The sequence below is a fragment of the Actinomycetota bacterium genome (genome assembly GCA_014360645.1).
GTDB lineage: Bacteria > Actinomycetota > Geothermincolia > Geothermincolales > RBG-13-55-18 > Solincola_B.
Map to the genome: position 1 here is coordinate 95283 of JACIXD010000006.1, position 17178 is coordinate 112460.

The 17178-nt window shown below is 67.3% G+C and carries 14 protein-coding genes; all 14 read right to left on the reverse strand.

Going from position 1 to position 17178, the window contains the following annotated elements:
* Nucleotides 1-40 precede the first annotated feature (40 nt).
* The 14 genes from recA to uvrA all read right to left on the reverse strand — a co-directional run bounded on the left by recA (nt 41) and on the right by uvrA (nt 17080).
* Complete coding sequence (gene recA, locus H5T74_07060) at nt 41-1096, reverse strand: recombinase RecA (protein ID MBC7230133.1); 1056 nt, start codon at nt 1094-1096, stop codon at nt 41-43.
* A gap of 384 nt (nt 1097-1480) precedes the next feature.
* Nucleotides 1481-2923, reverse strand: a complete 1443-nt coding sequence (gene rsmB, locus H5T74_07065) for a 16S rRNA (cytosine(967)-C(5))-methyltransferase RsmB (protein MBC7230134.1) — start codon at nt 2921-2923, stop codon at nt 1481-1483.
* Nucleotides 2924-3412: 489 nt separating this feature from the next.
* The gene (fmt, locus tag H5T74_07070) at nt 3413-4372 is read right to left on the reverse strand and encodes a methionyl-tRNA formyltransferase (GenBank protein MBC7230135.1); all 960 of its coding nucleotides are present in this window, start codon (nt 4370-4372) and stop codon (nt 3413-3415) included.
* Nucleotides 4372-4896 carry a peptide deformylase gene (gene def / locus H5T74_07075; GenBank protein ID MBC7230136.1) on the reverse strand — a complete coding sequence of 175 codons (525 nt, stop codon included), beginning with the start codon at nt 4894-4896 and terminating at the stop codon, nt 4372-4374. The genes fmt and def overlap by 1 nt, the downstream gene beginning before the upstream one ends.
* A 61-nt stretch (nt 4897-4957) precedes the next feature.
* On the reverse strand, nt 4958-6154 hold the full coding sequence (locus tag H5T74_07080) for a methionine adenosyltransferase (GenBank protein MBC7230137.1): 1197 nt from the start codon (nt 6152-6154) through the stop codon (nt 4958-4960).
* A 146-nt stretch (nt 6155-6300) separates the two neighbouring features.
* Nucleotides 6301-6516, reverse strand: a complete 216-nt coding sequence (gene secG / locus H5T74_07085) for a preprotein translocase subunit SecG (protein MBC7230138.1) — start codon at nt 6514-6516, stop codon at nt 6301-6303.
* A gap of 119 nt (nt 6517-6635) precedes the next feature.
* A complete protein-coding gene (locus H5T74_07090) occupies nt 6636-7397 on the reverse strand; it encodes a triose-phosphate isomerase (protein MBC7230139.1) in 762 nt (253 codons plus the stop codon).
* 5 nt (nt 7398-7402) lie between these two features.
* The gene (locus H5T74_07095) at nt 7403-8593 is read right to left on the reverse strand and encodes a phosphoglycerate kinase (protein MBC7230140.1); all 1191 of its coding nucleotides are present in this window, start codon (nt 8591-8593) and stop codon (nt 7403-7405) included.
* Between the two features lie 11 nt (nt 8594-8604).
* On the reverse strand, nt 8605-9597 hold the full coding sequence (gene gap / locus H5T74_07100; GenBank protein ID MBC7230141.1) for a type I glyceraldehyde-3-phosphate dehydrogenase: 993 nt from the start codon (nt 9595-9597) through the stop codon (nt 8605-8607).
* Between the two features lie 227 nt (nt 9598-9824).
* A complete protein-coding gene (gene whiA, locus H5T74_07105) occupies nt 9825-10754 on the reverse strand; it encodes a DNA-binding protein WhiA (GenBank protein MBC7230142.1) in 930 nt (309 codons plus the stop codon).
* A gap of 8 nt (nt 10755-10762) precedes the next feature.
* On the reverse strand, nt 10763-11620 hold the full coding sequence (gene rapZ / locus H5T74_07110) for an RNase adapter RapZ (protein ID MBC7230143.1): 858 nt from the start codon (nt 11618-11620) through the stop codon (nt 10763-10765).
* Between the two features lie 116 nt (nt 11621-11736).
* Nucleotides 11737-12246 (reverse strand): methylated-DNA--[protein]-cysteine S-methyltransferase, encoded by a 510-nt coding sequence (locus H5T74_07115; GenBank protein ID MBC7230144.1) that lies wholly within the window; start codon nt 12244-12246, stop codon nt 11737-11739.
* Complete coding sequence (gene uvrC, locus H5T74_07120; protein ID MBC7230145.1) at nt 12243-14192, reverse strand: excinuclease ABC subunit UvrC; 1950 nt, start codon at nt 14190-14192, stop codon at nt 12243-12245. The genes H5T74_07115 and uvrC overlap by 4 nt, the downstream gene beginning before the upstream one ends.
* Nucleotides 14193-14200: 8 nt before the next feature.
* Nucleotides 14201-17080: an excinuclease ABC subunit UvrA gene (uvrA, locus tag H5T74_07125; protein ID MBC7230146.1), complete on the reverse strand. Its 2880-nt coding sequence runs from the start codon at nt 17078-17080 to the stop codon at nt 14201-14203.
* Between the last annotated feature and the right edge of the window lie 98 nt (nt 17081-17178).

The following is a 17178-nucleotide window of genomic DNA, read 5'->3' on the forward strand; positions in this document are numbered from 1 at the left end:
GGACAGAGCACGCCTGACCTCCCCGCCCTCCTGCCCGGAGCTATTTTCCCTTCCCGTCTCCGTTCGGCACCTCCTTGGCCTCCTCCCTTTCGGGCAGCGGGGAAGTGGTCCTGGAGAGGTTGAGCATCTCCCTCAACCTCGTATCCAGGGCTTCCAGGAGCTGGGGGTTATCGCTCAGGTACTGCTTGGCGTTCTCCCTCCCCTGCCCGAGCTGCTCGTCTCCGTAGGTGTACCAAGAGCCGCTCTTCTTCACCAGGCCGTGCTCCACCGCGAGGTCGAGGATGTTGCCTTCCCTGGAGATGCCCTTGCCGTACATGATGTCGAACTCGGCCTTGCGGAAAGGAGGCGCCATCTTGTTCTTGACCACCTTCACCCGCACCTGGTTGCCGGTTATCTCCGCCCCCTGCTTGATGCTCTCGATCTTGCGGATGTCCAGGCGCACGGAGGCGTAGAACTTCAACGCCTTGCCTCCCGGGGTGGTCTCGGGGCTTCCGAACATCACCCCGATCTTCTCGCGCAGCTGGTTGATGAAGATGGCGGTGGTGTTGGACTTGTTTATGGTTCCGGCGAGCTTGCGCAAGGCCTGGGACATCAACCTCGCCTGCAGGCCTACATGGGCCTCCCCCATCTCGCCCTCGATCTCCAGGCGCGGCACCAGCGCGGCCACGGAATCGATGACCACCACGTCCAGCGCCCCGCTCCTCACCAGCATCTCCGCTATCTCCAGCGCCTGCTCTCCCGTGTCCGGCTGGGAGATCAGGAGCTCGTCCACGTCCACCCCCAGGGCTTTGGCGTAACCCGGGTCAAGGGCGTGTTCGGCGTCGATGAAGGCGGCGATGCCCCCCCTCTTCTGCGCCTCGGCGATGATGTGCAGGGCCACGGTGGTCTTGCCGGAGGATTCGGGGCCGAATATCTCCACCACCCTCCCCCTGGGCACTCCCCCTATGCCCAGCGCCAGGTCCAGGGAGAGGGCGCCGGTGGGTATGGCCTCCACCTGGAAGCGGTGGTTGTCCTGGCCAAGCTTCATGATGGAGCCCTTGCCGAACTGGCGCTCTATCTGCACCAGCGCCATCTCCAGAGCCTTCTGTTTCTCCACTTTCACTCCTCCTGAACTGATCCACGCCGCATATGTGCTCGACCGGCAACCGCCCCGATCGTCTTCGACGCCTCATCCTCGCGTCCTCACACATTATATTTCTGCGGGGTGACAACAACACCTTTGGGGCTCGGCGCTGAGGTCTTCACGGTGACGGCAAAACCTCCGGACGTGCCGCCGGAGGATTTGCGACTCTGCTATGAAGAGCATCACGCCCTATTAAGCGGGGTGACAACAACACCTTTGGGGCTCGGCGCTGAGGTCTTCACGGTGACGGCAAAACCTCCGGACGTGCCGCCGGAGGAGCCGGCGGTGCTCCAGCGGGAATCCGGGGCACGGGTGAGTCCCTCGGTCACTCCTCCGGAGCGCCGGGCCCCGTTTCCATCAACTCCTCTCGAGGCGGGCGATGAACATGCCCTCGCAGCCGTGGAGGTGCGGCATCAACTGGGCATACCCGTCGGGCGACAACGAGGAGCGATAGGGCTCGGGCAGAAAGGCGCCGAGGTCCGCGGCGTGGAAATCGCCGTGCCGGGCGAGGAAGGCCTCCACCACCTCCGATGTCTCCTCGCGCGTATAGGTGCACACGGAATAGACCACCGCGCCGCCGGGGCGGACCGTGCGCGCCGCCGCCTCCAGCAGTGAGGCCTGAAGGCGCGTGAAGCCGGGGAGGTCTTCGGGCTTCCTGCGCCACCTGAGCTCCGGGTTGCGGCGCAGGGTTCCCAGTCCGGAGCAGGGGGCGTCCACCAGGACCAGGTCGGCTTCCCCGTCCACCAGGTCCGGAAGTCCGTGGGCGTCGCCCTGCAGCAACGCGACGTTCTCCAGTCCCAGGCGCTCCACGGACTTCTTCATGGCCTCGAGGCGTTTGGCGTTGACGTCCACCGCGAGGACGCGGCAGGCGGGCCCTCCGAGCGTGGCCAGGTGGGTAGCCTTGCCACCGGGAGCGGCGCACGCGTCCACCACCAGGTCGCCCTCTCCGGGAGAGACGGCGTACCCCACCAGCATGGACCCCTCGTCCTGCACCACGCAGAGCCCCTCGCACAGCAGGTCCTGCAGAGCGGGATAGGATAGAGAAACCTCCCGCACCGCCTCGCGCAGCGCGGGTGAAAGCTCCCCCGCTCCGCCTCTCTCCTCGACCTTCGCCAGCAGTCCGGGGGCGTCGATGCGCATCGGGTTGGCGCGCAGCGTGAGGGAGGGGATGGTGTTGTCGCTGACGCACAGCGCCTCGGCTTCCTCCGGGGCCATGCGCGCCAATAGCAGTTCCACAAGCCAGCGAGGATGCGAGTGCACCACCTCGAGATATTCCGGCGTGTCCTCGCGCGGCGGCAGGGACAGGGAGTCCTTCTCCGCCACCGCCCTCCGCATCACCGCGTTGACGAAAGATGCCGGTCCCGGCCCCAGGCGCGCCTTCGCCAGGGATACGCTCTCATTGGCGGCGGCATGGCCGGGGATGCCCAGGCGGTAGAGCTGGTACATGCCCAGCCTCAGAACGTCCAGGATCGCGCCATCGATCTCCTCCAGGGGGCGGTCCGAGAGCTGGGATATCAGGTGGTCCAGCAGGTTGCGGTGCCTCTGCACCCCGTAGCACAGCTCCGCCACCAGGGAGCGGTCGCGCGGTGCGAGGCGTGACTTCCCCAGCGAGTAGCGCAGCAGGAGACCCAGGTATGCGCCGCCGTCGTTCACCCGGCGGGTGAGGTCGAAGGCGAGCTCCCGCGCACCGGGGGGCGGGGTACCTCGCTTTCCCTTTCCGCTCGCCTTGCGCTTGCCCACCGCCGCGCCCCGCTGACTTTTTCCTCCCGCTCGCCCCTCAGGCGGCCTTGCGCCCTTCATCCCGCTCGCCTTCCGCTCGCCCGTCGCCTCGCCTCGCATGCCGTTTCCCGACCTCTCTCCTCTCCAACGCCGCCGCGCCCCGCTCTTCTTTTCATCCCCCTCGCCCCTCAGGCGGCCTTGCGCCCTTCATCCCGCTCGCCTTCCGCTCGCCCGTCGCCTCGCCCCGCATGTTATTTCAGAGCCGCTCTCCTCTCCAACGCCGCCGCGCCCCGCTATCTTCCTTCCGAGAAGTCTCCGCGAACCGGCCCCCCATGTCAACGACATCCATCCGTTCCGCCGCGCCTCCCGCGCTTGCTGGGTCCATCCTCGTCCCATGCGTCCCCCGCCCGCTTCGCTGCCGGGCCGCCGAGCTGCACGGCGCGCACCCCTTCGCCCGACGGACCGGCCATCATCAGGACGGGGGCAAAGCGCGGAACTGATTGTAGCCTTCCCGCCGCATCATGCTCCCATCCGCAGACCGCTGGAGATCCCGCGCCGGCAGAGACGCTGTCATGCAGGCTCCTTTCCCAGGCGCTCCCCCTCCGCCGGCCGGTAACCCCGCAGGAACTCCTCCGCCGACATCGCCCTCTTTCCCTCCGGCTGCAGCTCGAGGATGCGCAGCGTTCCCTCTCCCGTGCCCACGAGCAGTCCTCCGCCGCCGGACGAGAGCATCCCCGGCTCCAGCTCCGGCCGCGTGCGCTCCGGCACGGCGCGCAGAATCTTGATTCTCCGGCCGCGCAGGTAGGTATAGGCACCGGGACGGGGCGCGAGCGCCCTCACGCGGTTGAAGACCTCCCTCGCCGGCCTGGTCCAGTCCAGGAGCAGCTCCCCGGGTTGGATGGGGGGCGCGTAACTGGCTCCCTCCTCACCCTGCGGGCGCGCCTCCAGGTAACCGTCCACCCAGAGGGGAAGGCAGTTCTCCACCAGCGTGGCGCCTAAGGCGGCGAGGCGCAGTCGCAGAGACCGTTCGTCGTCATCCTCTTCCACCGCGGTGTCCCGGGCGGCGATGATGGGGCCGGTGTCCATGCCCTCGTCCATGAGCATGAGGGAGACGCCGCTCCTTTCATCCCCTTCCATTAGCGCCCTGCGGATGGGCGCGGCGCCCCGGTGGCGCGGGAGCAGGGAGGGATGCACGTTCACGCATCCCCTGGGAGGATATTCCAGGATCTCCCGGGGGAGGATGATGCGATAATCGGACACCAGCACCACCTCGGGATGCTCGCGGCTCAAGGCTTCCCGGAAGCCGGGTTCGCCGGGATGAGAGGTTTCCGTGAGCGCCAGCTCAGCCTCCAGAGCCGCCGCCTTGCAGGGGGTGGGGCGCGGTTTGCGCCCCCTGCCCGCTGGCCGGTCGGGGAGGGTCAGCACCCGCCGGGGACGGAACCCGGCCTCCGCCAGTTCACGCAGGAGGGCGGCCGCGAAATCTCCGCTGCCGACGAACAGGTATCTCGGTTCCGCACCCCGCAAGCGCATCAGCGGGCCCCACTCCCGCGCTGACCGCCGACGCCTGGCTCCCACCCCTCCTCAAGCATGCGCAGTGCTTCCACGCGGCTCACGCGGTCGGTGCGTTCCAGGATGAGCTTTCCGTCCAGGTGGTCCATCTCGTGCTGGAAGACCCTTGCCAGCCAACCTTCGGCGTGAACGCGCCTCAGCTCGCCCGTGAGGTCCAGGTATTCCAGTTCCACGGAAAGGTGCCGGCTCACGGGGAGGACGGGCCCCGGCAGGCTCAGGCAGCCCTCCACCTCCTCTACCTCTTCCTCCGACGCGAAGACGATGCGCGGGTTTATGCACGCCTCGAGCTCTCCCTCGTTCTCGTATACGAAGACCCGTTTGACCACGCCGATCTGGTTCGCGGCCAGCCCCGCACCGCCCGGCCTGGGAATGGAATCCATGAGGTCGCGCACCAACCTCTCCACGTCGGAGTCTATGCGCTCGACCTCCGCGCACCTCTCCTTGAGCACCGGGTCTCCGAAAGTCCTTATGGGCAGGACCGCCATCTTCCCGCTCCTCCGCTGGTCATGGTCCGGAATGACTTCCGGCCGCCTTTTCCGGGCTCTCCTAGATACCGGCCTCCTTGCGCAACAGCTCCGCCTTGTCGGTATGCTCCCAGGCGAAGTCCTTGTCCTGGCGCCCGAAATGCCCGTAGGCCGCCGTCTTCCTGTAGATGGGCCGCCGCAGCTTCAGGTCCCTGATGATGGCCGCGGGACGGAGGTCGAAGTACTCCCGGATGAGGGCTTCGATGACCTCGAGGGGGACCTTCTCCGTACCGAAGGCTTCCACCATCACCGATACTGGATGCGCCACGCCGATGGCGTAGGCCAGCTGAACCTCGAAACGGTCGGCGAGGCCTGCGGCCACCACGTTCTTGGCCACGTAACGGGCCGCGTAGGCCGCGGAACGGTCCACCTTGGTGGGGTCCTTGCCCGAGAAGCAACCCCCTCCGTGGCGCGCCATGCCGCCGTAGGTGTCCACGATTATCTTGCGTCCCGTGAGTCCCGTGTCCCCCATGGGGCCCCCGGTGACGAACTTCCCGGTGGGGTTCACCAGCACCCGGAGGCTGCGGTCGTACATATCCGGAGGGAGCACGGGATGGATGACGTGCTCGATGAGGTCCGGTTTCATCAGCTCCTCGATGTCCACGTTGGGACGGTGCTGCGCGGAGATGAGCACCGTGTCCACGCGCACCGGGCGGTCGCCCTCGTATTCCACCGTCACCTGGCTCTTGCCGTCGGGCCTGAGATAAGGGAGGACGCCCGCCTTGCGCACCTCTGAGAGGCGGTGGCACAGCTTGTGGGCAAGGAGTATGGGCATGGGCATGAGCTCCGGGGTCTCGTTGCAGGCGTAGCCGAACATCATGCCCTGGTCGCCGGCGCCCAGGGAGTCCAGCATCTCGTCCTCGGCCTCGCCGGTCCTCTCCTCCAGGGCGTGGTCTACGCCCTGCGCGATATCCGAGGACTGGGGGTCGATGGAGACCACCACCCCGCAGGTCTCGTGGTCGAAGCCGTACTTGGCCCGCGTGTAGCCGATCTCCTCGATGGTGCGGCGCACCGTCCCCGGGATGTCCACGTAGGTAGAGGTGGTCATCTCCCCCGCCACCACCACCAGCCCCGTGGTGACCAGGGTCTCCACCGCCACACGTCCGAAGGGGTCGTCCTTGTAGACCTCGTCGAGTATGGCGTCCGAGATCTGGTCGGCTATCTTGTCCGGGTGTCCCTCGGTGACCGACTCCGAAGTGAACAGGTGGCGCTGGGACACTTCCCCTCCTTTCCTCCTGCAACGCCGCTGCCGCGGCGCGGCGACAAACGCTTTAACCGCATTATTATACACGTTCAGGACTTCGCGGTAGGCGGTTCGCCCGCGCTTCCTCGCGAAGCAGAGGATTCGCGACGGGGACACCCCCGCTACTTGTAGATGAAGATGAGCACCAGGGTGGAGACCACGAAGACCACGGCGCTGGCGATGGTGATGCGGTCGAGGTTCTTCTGCACGATCTGGGTTCCCGCCGCGCCTCCCACGGATGCGCCTCCGAAGAGGCTGGACATGCCTCCGCCGCGTCCGGAATGCAGCAGCACGAAGACGGTCATGGAGACGCTGGAAAGGAAGAAGAAGACCAGCATGATGTACTTCAATACGTCCACGGCTCAATACCTCCTCGATACGAGGGTTCATTATAACATAAGGACGTGCCCGCGGGCCCGCCCGCCGCAGGTACGGCCTTTCTCCCCGCGGCCAGCGCTCATGTGGCGGCGCGCACGATGGCCAGGAAATCCCCCGCCTTCAGGCTGGCCCCTCCCACCAGGGCGCCGTCGATGTCCGGCATGGCCATGAGCTCCCCGGCGTTGTCCGGCTTCACGCTCCCCCCGTAGAGCACGCGCGCTGACTGCGCGTTGGCGTCTCCGAAGCGCGCGGCCAGACGCTCCCGGATGAAGGAGTTCATCTCCTGGGCGTCTGCGGGAGTGGCCGTCCTGCCGGTGCCGATGGCCCAGATGGGCTCGTAGGCGATCACCAGGCCGGCCGCTTCCCCGACGCCGACCTCCGCCAGGTCCGCCTCGAGCTGGGACTGCACTTTCCTGAAGGCGTCGCCCGCCTCGCGCTCCTCCAGGGTCTCTCCCACGCAGAGGATGGGGGTCATGCCCTCGTCCAGCACCGCGCGCACCTTGGCGGACACCAGCTGGTCGTCCTCCCCCAAGATCTCGCGGCGCTCGGAATGTCCGACGATGACGTAGATCACCCCAAGGACCTTGAGCATGGGGGGCGATATCTCTCCCGTGAACGCGCCCTCGCGGCGCGGATAGACGTTCTGGGCTCCCAGCGCCACCCGCGACCCCGTCTCGGATAGCAGGCGCGAGACGTCGGCGAGGGCGGTGAAGGGAGGGCAGACGGCCACCTCCGCGGCCTCCGTGCTCTCCATCCCGGCGGTAAGCTCGCGCACCAGCTCCACCGCCTCCTGGTTGGTCTTGTACATCTTCCAGTTGCCGGCGATAAGCGGCGTCCTCATCTCCATCACCCCTGCTCCTTCTCCAGCACCGCCACTCCCGGCAGCACCCTTCCTTCCAGCATCTCCATGGAGGCCCCGCCGCCGGTGGAGATGTGGGTGAAGGCCTCGCGGAGCCCGTATTTCTCGATGGCCGCTATGGTGTCGCCGCCGCCGGCGACCTTCACCGCAGAGGAGGAGGCGATGGCCTCGGCGACCGCGCGCGTCCCTTCCTGGAAGCGCTCCCATTCGAACACCCCCATGGGGCCGTTCCAGAAGATGGTCGCCGCGCCCTCCAGGTGACGCTTGAAATCCTTAACCGTGTCCGGACCGATATCCAGGCCCATCCAGCCCGCGGGTATCTCACCTGCGCTCACCACCCTGCTGGGAGCGTCGGCCTCGAAGCGCTCCGCCACCACCAGGTCGGCCGGCAGCACCACCGCGGCGCTTCCCTCCTCCACAGGGTCAAGCACCCCCTTGACCTCATCCAGCAGCTCATCCTCGCACAGGGAGGCGCCGATCTCCACCCCCTGCGCCTTGAGCATGGTGAAGCACATCCCTCCTCCGATGAGCATGGTGTCTACCAGTCTCTGGAAGTTGCCCAGGAGCTTGAGCTTGTCCGACACCTTGCTCCCGCCGAGCACCGCCACGAAGGGTCGCGCGGGGTCGCGCAGCAGGCCCTGGAGCACGGAAACCTCCTTCTCCATGAGCAGGCCCGCCGCGGAGGGCAGGAGCTCCGCCACCCCCACCACCGAGGCGTGGGCGCGGTGTGCGGCTCCGAAGGCGTCGTCCACGTAGAGGTCCCCCAGCCGCGCCAGGGCAGCCGCGAAGGCGGGGTCGTTCTTCTCCTCCCCCTCCTCGAAGCGCAGGTTCTCCAACATGAGCACCTCGCCGGGGGAGAGGGCGGCGGCTGCCCGTTCGGCCTCCTCCCCCACCACCAGGTCGATCTTGCGCACCGCCACGCCGAGGAGCTCGCCCAGCCTTGCGGCCACGCCGTCCAGGCGCAGCTCCTCCACCACCTTTCCCTTGGGGCGTCCCAGGTGGGACATGACCACCAAGGCCGCCCCGCGCTCCCGCAGCAGCTCGAGGGTGGGTAACGCGGCCCTGATGCGCGTGTCGTCCTTCACCCCGCCCGACTCGTCGAGGGGGACGTTGAAGTCCACCCTCACCAGCACTCTTTTCCCCGCGACCTCCAGGTCGCGCACGCTTCTCACCGCCATGGCGGCCCACCTCACGGCAGCAGGATGCCCAGCAGGTCCACCAGTCGGTTGGAGAAACCCCATTCGTTGTCGTACCAGGACACCACCTTGCACATCCTGCCCATGACCATGGTGGAGGCGGCGTCGAACACAGAGGAGGCGGGATTGCCGATCACGTCCGAGGAGACGATGGGGTCCTCGGTGTATTCCAGGATGCCCTGCAGCGGGCCCTCGGCGGCCGCGCGCACGGCGGCGTTGATCTCCTCCTTGCCGGCCTCGCGCGAGAGCACCGCCACCAGGTCCACCACGCTGCCGTCCATCACCGGCACGCGCATGGCGATGCCGTCCATCTTGCCCTTGAGCTCCGGGATGACCAGGCCGATGGCCTTGGCGGCTCCCGTGGAGGTGGGGATGATGTTCCCCGCCGCCGCCCGGGCGCGGCGCAGGTCCTTGTGGGGGAAATCGAGGATGCGCTGGTCGTTGGTGTAGGCGTGCACGGTGGTCATGAAGCCGCTCTCCACCCCTATGGCGTCCATGAGCGCCTTGACCACGGGCGCCAGGCAGTTGGTGGTGCAGGAGGCGTTGCTGATGATGTGGTGCTTCTCCGCGTCGTAGCGGTCATGGTTGACCCCCATGACCACGGTGATGTCCGGGTCGGTGGCGGGGGCGGTGATCACCACCTTGCGCGCCCCTGCCTCCAGGTGCTTGGCGGCCCCCTCGCGAGCGGTGAACACGCCGGTGGCCTCGATGACCACCTCTACCCCCATGTCCTTCCAGGGGAGCAGGGCGGGATCACGCTCCGAGAGGACCTTTATGCTCCTGCCGTCCACGACGAGCTCTCCCTCGCCCGCCTCCACGCTGCCGGGATACTTGCCGAAGACGGTGTCGTACTTGAGGAGGTGCGCCAGGGTCCTGGTGTCCGTGAGGTCGTTGACCGCCACCACCTCCACGCCCTTGGCGGCGGCCGCGCGCAGAAACAGGCGCCCGATCCTGCCGAAACCGTTTATGCCCACTCTTGCGGCCATGTCGCATACCTCCTTCGACTCGCTCCCGTGTCGCCGGGATATCCTGCCGATGCCTTTCCACAAGCCATTATAAGCATTTAGCGTGTCTGGTAAACATCGCCTGCCCGCGTTCGCCTGCGCCAAGGCGCTCTCCGGGACCGCGACAAAGTCACGGACGAGACCTTCCGGCAGCAAAGAAGGCACGCATTAACGGGTGCGCTCGCCGGCACTGCAGGAACGGACAAGCCTCACAGGCTTGAGGCGATGCGGCGGATGCGCAGCAGGCGGTGGTGGACGGCTGACTTGCTCAGGGGAGGCTGCATGCAGGCCCCCAGCTCCTGCATGCTCGCCTCGGGGTGCCGCAGGCGCGTCAATGCCACCTCTCTCAGGGCGGGCGAGAGGCTCTCCAGGCCCATGGCCTCCTCGATGCGCCTGATGTCCCGCAGCTGCCTCTGGGCCGCGTCCACGGCGCGCTCGAGATTGGCGGTCTCGCTGTTCACGCGGCGGTTGACCCCCGCGCGCATCTCCCGCATCACCGCGTCGCTCTGCAGCCTCAACACCGCGGCGTGGGCCCCCATGAGGGCGAGGAGGTCGGCCTGCTCCCGCCGGCCCTTGCTGTACACGCAGTAGAGGTCGCGCCTGCGGTTCACGCTCATCTCCAGACCGAAACGTCCCGCCAGGCTCGCCAGCCCCTCGGCCATCTCGAGGTGGCGCACGTTTATCTCCAGATGGGCGGGGCTCTCCGGCCGGCTCACGTAGCCGCCTCCCAGGAAGGCCCCTCGAAGGTAGGCGGCGGCGCAGCAGGTCCTCCTGGTGAGGCGGGCCGGCACCCCCATCACCGGGCGCATGGCGTCGTCCAGGAGATGGAGTTCGTTGAGCACCTGTGCCAGGCGGGGATCTTCTGCCAGGAAAAGGCAGTAGCAGTTGTGTCCCCTGAGGCGCGGCGCCTTCTCCACCCGCAGCTCCGGTGCGAGGTCGAAGAGCTCCCTGAGGAGAGAGAACATCTTCCTGGCCACGGCGGCGTTCTCGCTCTCGGTGTGCAGAGCCACCCGGTGAGGCCCCAGGATGTGCAGCGAACCCTCCAGGCGCAGGAGGGCGGAGAGCTCGGCCAGGCTGCAGCAGCGGCGCGGCGGCCCGAGCCGCGCCAGCTCGTCTTTCACTTCCGAGGTGAAGGCCATCTCCCCTCTCAGCCCCGCTGCACGTCGCGGTGTCGCGCGTTCACGCGCCAGTCGCTTCCCTGAAGGCGCCTCGCCATCTCTTCCACCAGCACCACCGAGCGGTGCTTCCCGCCCGTGCACCCGAAGGCAACGGTTATGTACCTCCTGCCCTCGCGCAGAAAGCGGTCCTTGAGGAAGAGGAGCAGGGATCCCACACGGTCCAGGAATTCCAGGCTCTCCTCCTGGTCCAGCACATAACGCCGCACGCGCTCGTCGCTCCCGTCCAGGTCGCGCAGCTCGTCCACCCAGAAGGGGTTGGGGAGGAAGCGCAGGTCGAAGACCATATCGGCGTCAAGGGGCAGGCCGAATTTGTAACCGAAGGACACCAGGGTCATCTCCGGCAGGGTGATGCCCTCCTCGCCGCTGTAAAGTTCCACCAGTTGTTCTCGCAACTGATGCACGTTCGTCCCCGAGGTGTCGATGACGATGTCTGCGCGCCCCCGTAGACCACGGAGGAGCTCGCGCTCCCTGGCGATGCTCTCCAGGATCCCACCCCCGGCATGGATGGGGTGGGAACGCCTGGTCTCCTTGAAACGCTTGAGCAGGGTCTCGTCATCCGCCTCCAGGAAGATGATGCGGTAAGGGATACCGCCACGATCCAGTTCGTCCAGGGATTCGTTGAGGTCCTCGAAGAACTCTCCGCCACGAACGTCGATAACCGCCGCGAGATGGTCGATCCTGGCGCCCTCGCCCGAACACAGCTCCACCATCTTCACCAGCAGGGAGGGGGGGAGGTTGTCGACGCAGAAGTGTCCCAGGTCCTCCATGCTCTTTATGGCGATGGATTTTCCCGCTCCCGAGAGGCCGGTGACGATGGTTATCTCCAGCCTGCACCTCCGCTACTCTGGTCGCCTTTACCTGATTATAGCGCTTGCGGCGCGGGCATGAACAGGCATGCCGCTGCCACCCGCCGCGGCTCCACCGTCCGTGGCCATGCGCACGGTCATGCGCGGACCAGGTCTCTGTCCACCTCGATGCCCTCGTGGGCGAGGAGCATGGCCTTGATGTCCTCTCGTCCTCCGAAGCCCCCCAGCCCTCCGTCCGCCCTGATCACGCGGTGACAGGGGATGAAGATGGGAAAGGGGTTGTCGCGCAGAGCGTTGCCTGCCGCCCTCGCCGCACCCGCATGGCCGGCGCTCACGGCCACCTCGCGGTAGGAGAGCGTCTCTCCCCGCGGGATGGCGATGACCCGACGGTAGACCGCCTCCTGAAAAGGGGTGGGATGGAAGAGTCCCAGCAGGCGGAGGGAGAGGGCACGGTCGATCGCCCCTCCCGCGAAGTAGACCGCCAGGGCGTCCTCCATCTCCGACACCAGCCGCGGGGGCCTCAACAGGCAGGGGACGGGCGGCCTGCCCACTTCCCCCAGGGTAAGGCGAGCCGGCTTGTCCCCCAGCAGGTAGATGCGCAGAACTCCCACCGGCGTCGCCATCTCGCGTACCGCGGGATGGATCATCCTTCCACCTCCCCTTCGCCGGCCTCCGCGCCCCTGCCACCGGCCGTGGACTCCTTCCTTTCCTCCCCGCTCTCCTCGGGATGGAAGGCACGGTAGAGGCTCTCGGCGCTGCGCCGGTCCATGAAACTGAGGGCCGCGAGCTCGGGCAGGGTGGCGGCCGCGATGGCCCTCACGCTGCCGTAGTGGCGCAGCAGCGCCTTCTTGCGTTTTGCCCCGATGCCCGGCACGCCGTCGAGCAGGGAAGCCCTCGTCCTCCTTCCGCGCTCGCGGCGGTGATACTCCAGGGCGTAGCGGTGCGCCTCGTCGCGTATGCGCTGCAGGAGGTGCAGGGCCTCGCTGTCCCGGGGCAGCATCACCCGGGAGGGTTCTCCGGGCAGATGTATCTCCTCCAGGCGCTTGGCCAGCGAAGCCACGGCGATATCCGTAAAACCGTGTTTATGCAGGGCCTTCAAGGCCGCCGCAAGCTGGCCTTCCCCCCCGTCGACCACCAGGAGGTCCGGCTTCTTATGGAAGGAATCGAGGCGCGGGCCCCTTCCGCCTTCCCGGGCCCGCCAGGCATGCTCGCCGGCGTCCCTGAGCCTGGAGAGGCGGCGGTCCAGCACCTCCTCCATCATGGCCACGTCGTTCTGCCCCATGACCCCGCGGATGCGGAATCGCCGGTAGTCGCCGCGCGCCGGGATACCCGCCTCGAAGACCACCATGGAGCCCACGGCGTCGTCGGCGCCGAGGTTGGAGATGTCGTAGCACTCGATGCGGTAAGGCACCCGGGGCAGGCAGAGACCACTGTGGATCCCCTCCACGGCGCGCGATATCCAGCCCAGGTCGCTCTCCAGCCGGGCCCGCTGCAGTCCGTGCGCGAGGCGGGCGTTCTCCACCACCTTCTCCACCAGACGGCGCTTCTCCCCCCGCTGCGGGACGCTCAACCGCACCGCCCTTCCCGCTTTCTCCCGCAGCCAGGCCTGCAGCGGCCCCATCTCCTCCTCGGGCGGGGTATGGGACAGCAACACCCGGGGCGGGACCGCGGTGGCGTCCATGTAATAGCGGGGGAGGAAGGCGGACAGCGCCTCTCCCTCGTCCTGGAGAGCGGGAAGAGTGGAATAATAATCCTGTTTCCCCAGTATCTTCCCGCCACGTACCGTGAACACCGTGATGCAGGCGTCGAGCTCATCGGCAAATATCCCGAACACGTCCTGATCCTCGCCCCGCAGGCTGTGCGCCTGCTGCCTCTCCAGGATGCGCTGCAGGGCCAGGATGCGGTCGCGCGTGCGCGCCGCGTTCTCGTATTCCAGGCGCGAGGCCTCGAGGCGCATGCGCTCCTCCAGCCCCCGCAGGATCTCCTCGTGTCCCCCCTCCATGAACTCGCGCACCCCGGCGATGATGCGCCCGTATTCCTCCCTGGTGACCTCGCCGGTACATGGCCCGCAACAGCGCCCGATATGGTATTCGAGGCACGGGCTGCCGGTGCTCTTGCCGGGCTCCCTTCCCCGGCAGGAGCGGAAGGGGAACACCTTGCGCAGGGTCTCGATGGCCTCGCGCACCGCGCCGGCGTGGGGAAAGGGGCCGTAATAGACGTTCTCGGGACGGCGCCTGCCGCGAACGAATATGACGCGGGGAAAGGCGTCCCCGGCGCAGATGGCCATGTAGGGATAGGATTTGTCGTCCCGGAACAGGATATTGTAGTCGGGGCGATGGCGCTTTATGAGGTTGGCCTCCAGGATGAGCGCCTCCACCTCGTTGGCGGTGACGATGAAGTCGACGGCCGCCGCCCGGGAGCGCAGCATCTCCAGGCGGGGGTTGTCGGGCTCTCCTCCCTGAAAATAGGAGGCCACGCGCTTGCGCAGGGACGCCGCCTTGCCCACGTAGATCACCCTGCCGGACGCGTCCTTGAAGAGATAGACCCCGGGTCCGTCCGGCAGCGAGGCCGCTGCCCCCTTCAGCTCGCTCACCCCGGACCTCACCCCGCTTTCTCTCTTGTTTCGAGGCCCAGCAGAGGACGCAGGAACTCTCCGGTATAGGAGCCGGGGGTCGCCGCCACCTCCTCCGGCGTCCCCTCCGCCACCACGCGGCCCCCCTCCCCGCCTCCCTCGGGACCGAGGTCGATCACCCAGTCCGCGCACTTGATCACGTCCAGGTTGTGCTCGATGATGAGCACGGTATTGCCCGCGTCCACCAGCCCCTGGAGCATGTCCAGGAGCTTGGCGATGTCGTCGAAATGGAGGCCCGTTGTGGGCTCGTCCAGGAGATAGAGGGTGCGTCCCGTGGCGCGCCTGTTCAGTTCAGAGGCGAGCTTCACCCGCTGCGCCTCGCCGCCGGAGAGGGTTGGCGCGGGCTGCCCGAGCTTTATGTACCCCAGGCCCACGTCGTTGAGGGTCTGCAGGTGGCGACGGATGGGAGGGATGGCGGAAAAGAATTCCAGCGCCTCCTCGACGGACATCTCCAGCACCTGGCTGATGTTGCGTCCCTTGAAGGTCACCTGCAGGGTCTCCTCGTTGTACCTCTTGCCCTTGCAGACCTCGCAGGGGATGAAGACGTCGGGCAGGAAGTGCATCTCTATCTTGATGGTGCCGTCGCCGCGGCAGGCCTCGCACCGGCCTCCCCGCACGTTGAAGCTGAACCTGCCGGGCCTGTAGCCCCGCGCACGGGCCTCCACCGTCTGGGCGAAGACGGCGCGTATGCGGTCGAATACCCCGGTGTAGGTGGCGGGGTTGGAGCGCGGGGTGCGACCGATGGGGCTCTGGTCGATGTTGATGACCTTGTCGATGTGCTCCAGGCCCAAGATGCCGGCGTGTTTCCCCGGGGGCACTTTGGAGCGGTAGAGCCTCCTCGCCAGCCCGCGGTAGAGGACGTCGTGCACCAGGGTGCTCTTTCCCGACCCCGAGACGCCGGTCACGCACACCAGCCTTCCCAGCGGTATCTCCACGTCGATCCCCTTGAGGTTGTGCTCCTCCGCCCCCTTTATCACCAGGCTGCGCCCGTTGCCGGCGCGGCGTGCACCGGGCGGCCGGATGGACCGGTCGCCGCGCAGGTAGCTGGCGGTTATGGAATCCCGGTGCTGCAGAAGCCCCTGCAGGGGACCGCTGTAGACGATCTCTCCTCCGTGCTCCCCCGCCCCCGGCCCGATGTCCACCACCCAGTCTGAGGCGCGGATGGTGGCCTCGTCGTGCTCCACCACGATGAGGGTGTTGCCGAGGTCGCGCAGGCCTTCCAGGGTGGCGATGAGGCGGCGGTTGTCGCGCTGGTGAAGTCCTATGGACGGCTCGTCGAGGATGTACAACACCCCCACCAGCCCGCTCCCGATCTGGGTGGCGAGGCGTATGCGCTGCGCCTCCCCGCCCGCCAGGGTGGAGGCCGCGCGGTCGAGGGAGAGGTAATCAAGGCCCACGTCCACGAGGAAACCCAGGCGCGCCGACAGCTCTTTGAGGATGCGGCGCGCGATGGCCTCCTCGGTGGGGCTCAAGGGAAGACTTGACAGGAAGCGTGCGCACTCGCGGATGGAAAGGCATGAGAGCTGGTGGATGTTCAGGCCCCCCACGGTGACCGCGAGGCTGGCCGGCTTCAGCCGTGCACCACCGCAGGCGGGGCAAGGCCTGAGGTTCATGTACTGGGAGATGCGGGCGCGAGCGTATTCCGAGTCCGTCTCCGCGTAACGCCGCTCCAGCCACCTGATCACCCCCTCGTAGCGTGTGAAGTAGGCGCGCGCGTAGCCTCGGCGGCTGCGGTAGCGCACGTACACCTTCTCCTCCCCAGTGCCGTAGAGGATCTTCTCCCTTATCTCCGCGGGTAGCTCGCCGAAGGGAGTGCGCGTGCTGAACTCGTACTTCTCGGCCAGCGCTTCCAGGAGGCGGTATGCGTAGGTGGAGGTGGCGGCGCTGGGCCAGGCCGCTATGGCCCCCTCCTCGATGCTCAGGGTGGGGTCGGGCACCACCAGCTCGGGATCGATGACCTGGAGGTATCCAAGCCCGCTGCATTCCGGGCACGCTCCGTAGGGGCTGTTGAAGGAGAACATGCGCGGCTCCAGCTCCGGCAGGTTGACGTCGCACTGCGGGCAGGAGAAATGCTCGCTGTACCAGCGGTCCTCCTCCCCCTCCGCCCCGACCACCACCATGCCCCCTCCGAGCTCGAGCGCGGTCTCTAGGGAGTCCGCCAGGCGGCGGCGCAGGCCTTCCTTGATCACCAGGCGGTCCACCACCACCTCGATGTCGTGCCGTACGTACCTCTCCAGGCGTATGTCCTCTTCCAGGTCTACGTAACGTCCGTCCACCCGCGCCCTGGCGAACCCCTTTCCCCTCATCTCCGCCAGGAGCCGCGAGTACTCACCCTTGCGCCCGCGCACCAGGGGGGCGAGGATGTAGAGGCGCGTCCCGGGCTCGTAGGCGAGCACCTTCTCGATGATCTGCTGCGCGGTCTGGCGCTCGATGGGCCGGCCGCAGGACGGGCAGTGCGCCCTGCCTATGCGCGCGTAGAGGAGGCGGAGGTAGTCGTGGATCTCTGTGATGGTCCCCACCGTGGAGCGGGGATTCCTGGTGGCGCTCTTCTGGTCGATGGAGATGGCCGGGGAGAGCCCGTCGATGTGGTCCACGTCGGGCTTCTCCATCTGGCCCAGGAACTGTCTGGCGTAGGCGGACAGGGACTCCACGTACCTGCGCTGCCCCTCGGCGTAGATGGTGTCGAAGGCCAGGGACGACTTGCCGCTTCCCGAGAGGCCGGTCATGACGATGAGCCTGCCCCGGGGCAGCCTGAGGTGGACGTTCTTGAGGTTGTGCTCACGCGCGCCGCTGATGACTATCCATTCCGTATACGGCGGCACCTCCGGCAGCTCGGTCGCTCCCTCCATCACCATCCCCGTTCCGTAGAAGTGTCCGGACCCGGACCATGGCGCCCCTGCCCGGTCTCATAGACGGCGCTCGCCTCCGTGCGGGGGCCGGTTGCCCG

Bases quoted from the DNA above. Each gene is read 5' to 3' on its own strand.
- def (MBC7230136.1), bottom strand. From the start codon at position 4,896: ATGGCGGTCCTGCCCATAAGGACTTTCGGAGACCCGGTGCTCAAGGAG.
- H5T74_07090 (MBC7230139.1), bottom strand. From the start codon at position 7,397: ATGAGGACGCCGCTTATCGCCGGCAACTGGAAGATGTACAAGACCAAC.
- whiA (MBC7230142.1), bottom strand. From the start codon at position 10,754: ATGGCCTTCACCTCGGAAGTGAAAGACGAGCTGGCGCGGCTCGGGCCG.
- rsmB (MBC7230134.1), bottom strand. From the start codon at position 2,923: ATGAAGGGCGCAAGGCCGCCTGAGGGGCGAGCGGGAGGAAAAAGTCAG.
- H5T74_07115 (MBC7230144.1), bottom strand. From the start codon at position 12,246: ATGATCCATCCCGCGGTACGCGAGATGGCGACGCCGGTGGGAGTTCTG.
- uvrA (MBC7230146.1), bottom strand. From the start codon at position 17,080: ATGGAGGGAGCGACCGAGCTGCCGGAGGTGCCGCCGTATACGGAATGG.
- secG (MBC7230138.1), bottom strand. From the start codon at position 6,516: ATGCTGGTCTTCTTCTTCCTTTCCAGCGTCTCCATGACCGTCTTCGTG.
- H5T74_07095 (MBC7230140.1), bottom strand. From the start codon at position 8,593: ATGGCGGTGAGAAGCGTGCGCGACCTGGAGGTCGCGGGGAAAAGAGTG.
- gap (MBC7230141.1), bottom strand. From the start codon at position 9,597: ATGGCCGCAAGAGTGGGCATAAACGGTTTCGGCAGGATCGGGCGCCTG.
- fmt (MBC7230135.1), bottom strand. From the start codon at position 4,372: ATGCGCTTGCGGGGTGCGGAACCGAGATACCTGTTCGTCGGCAGCGGA.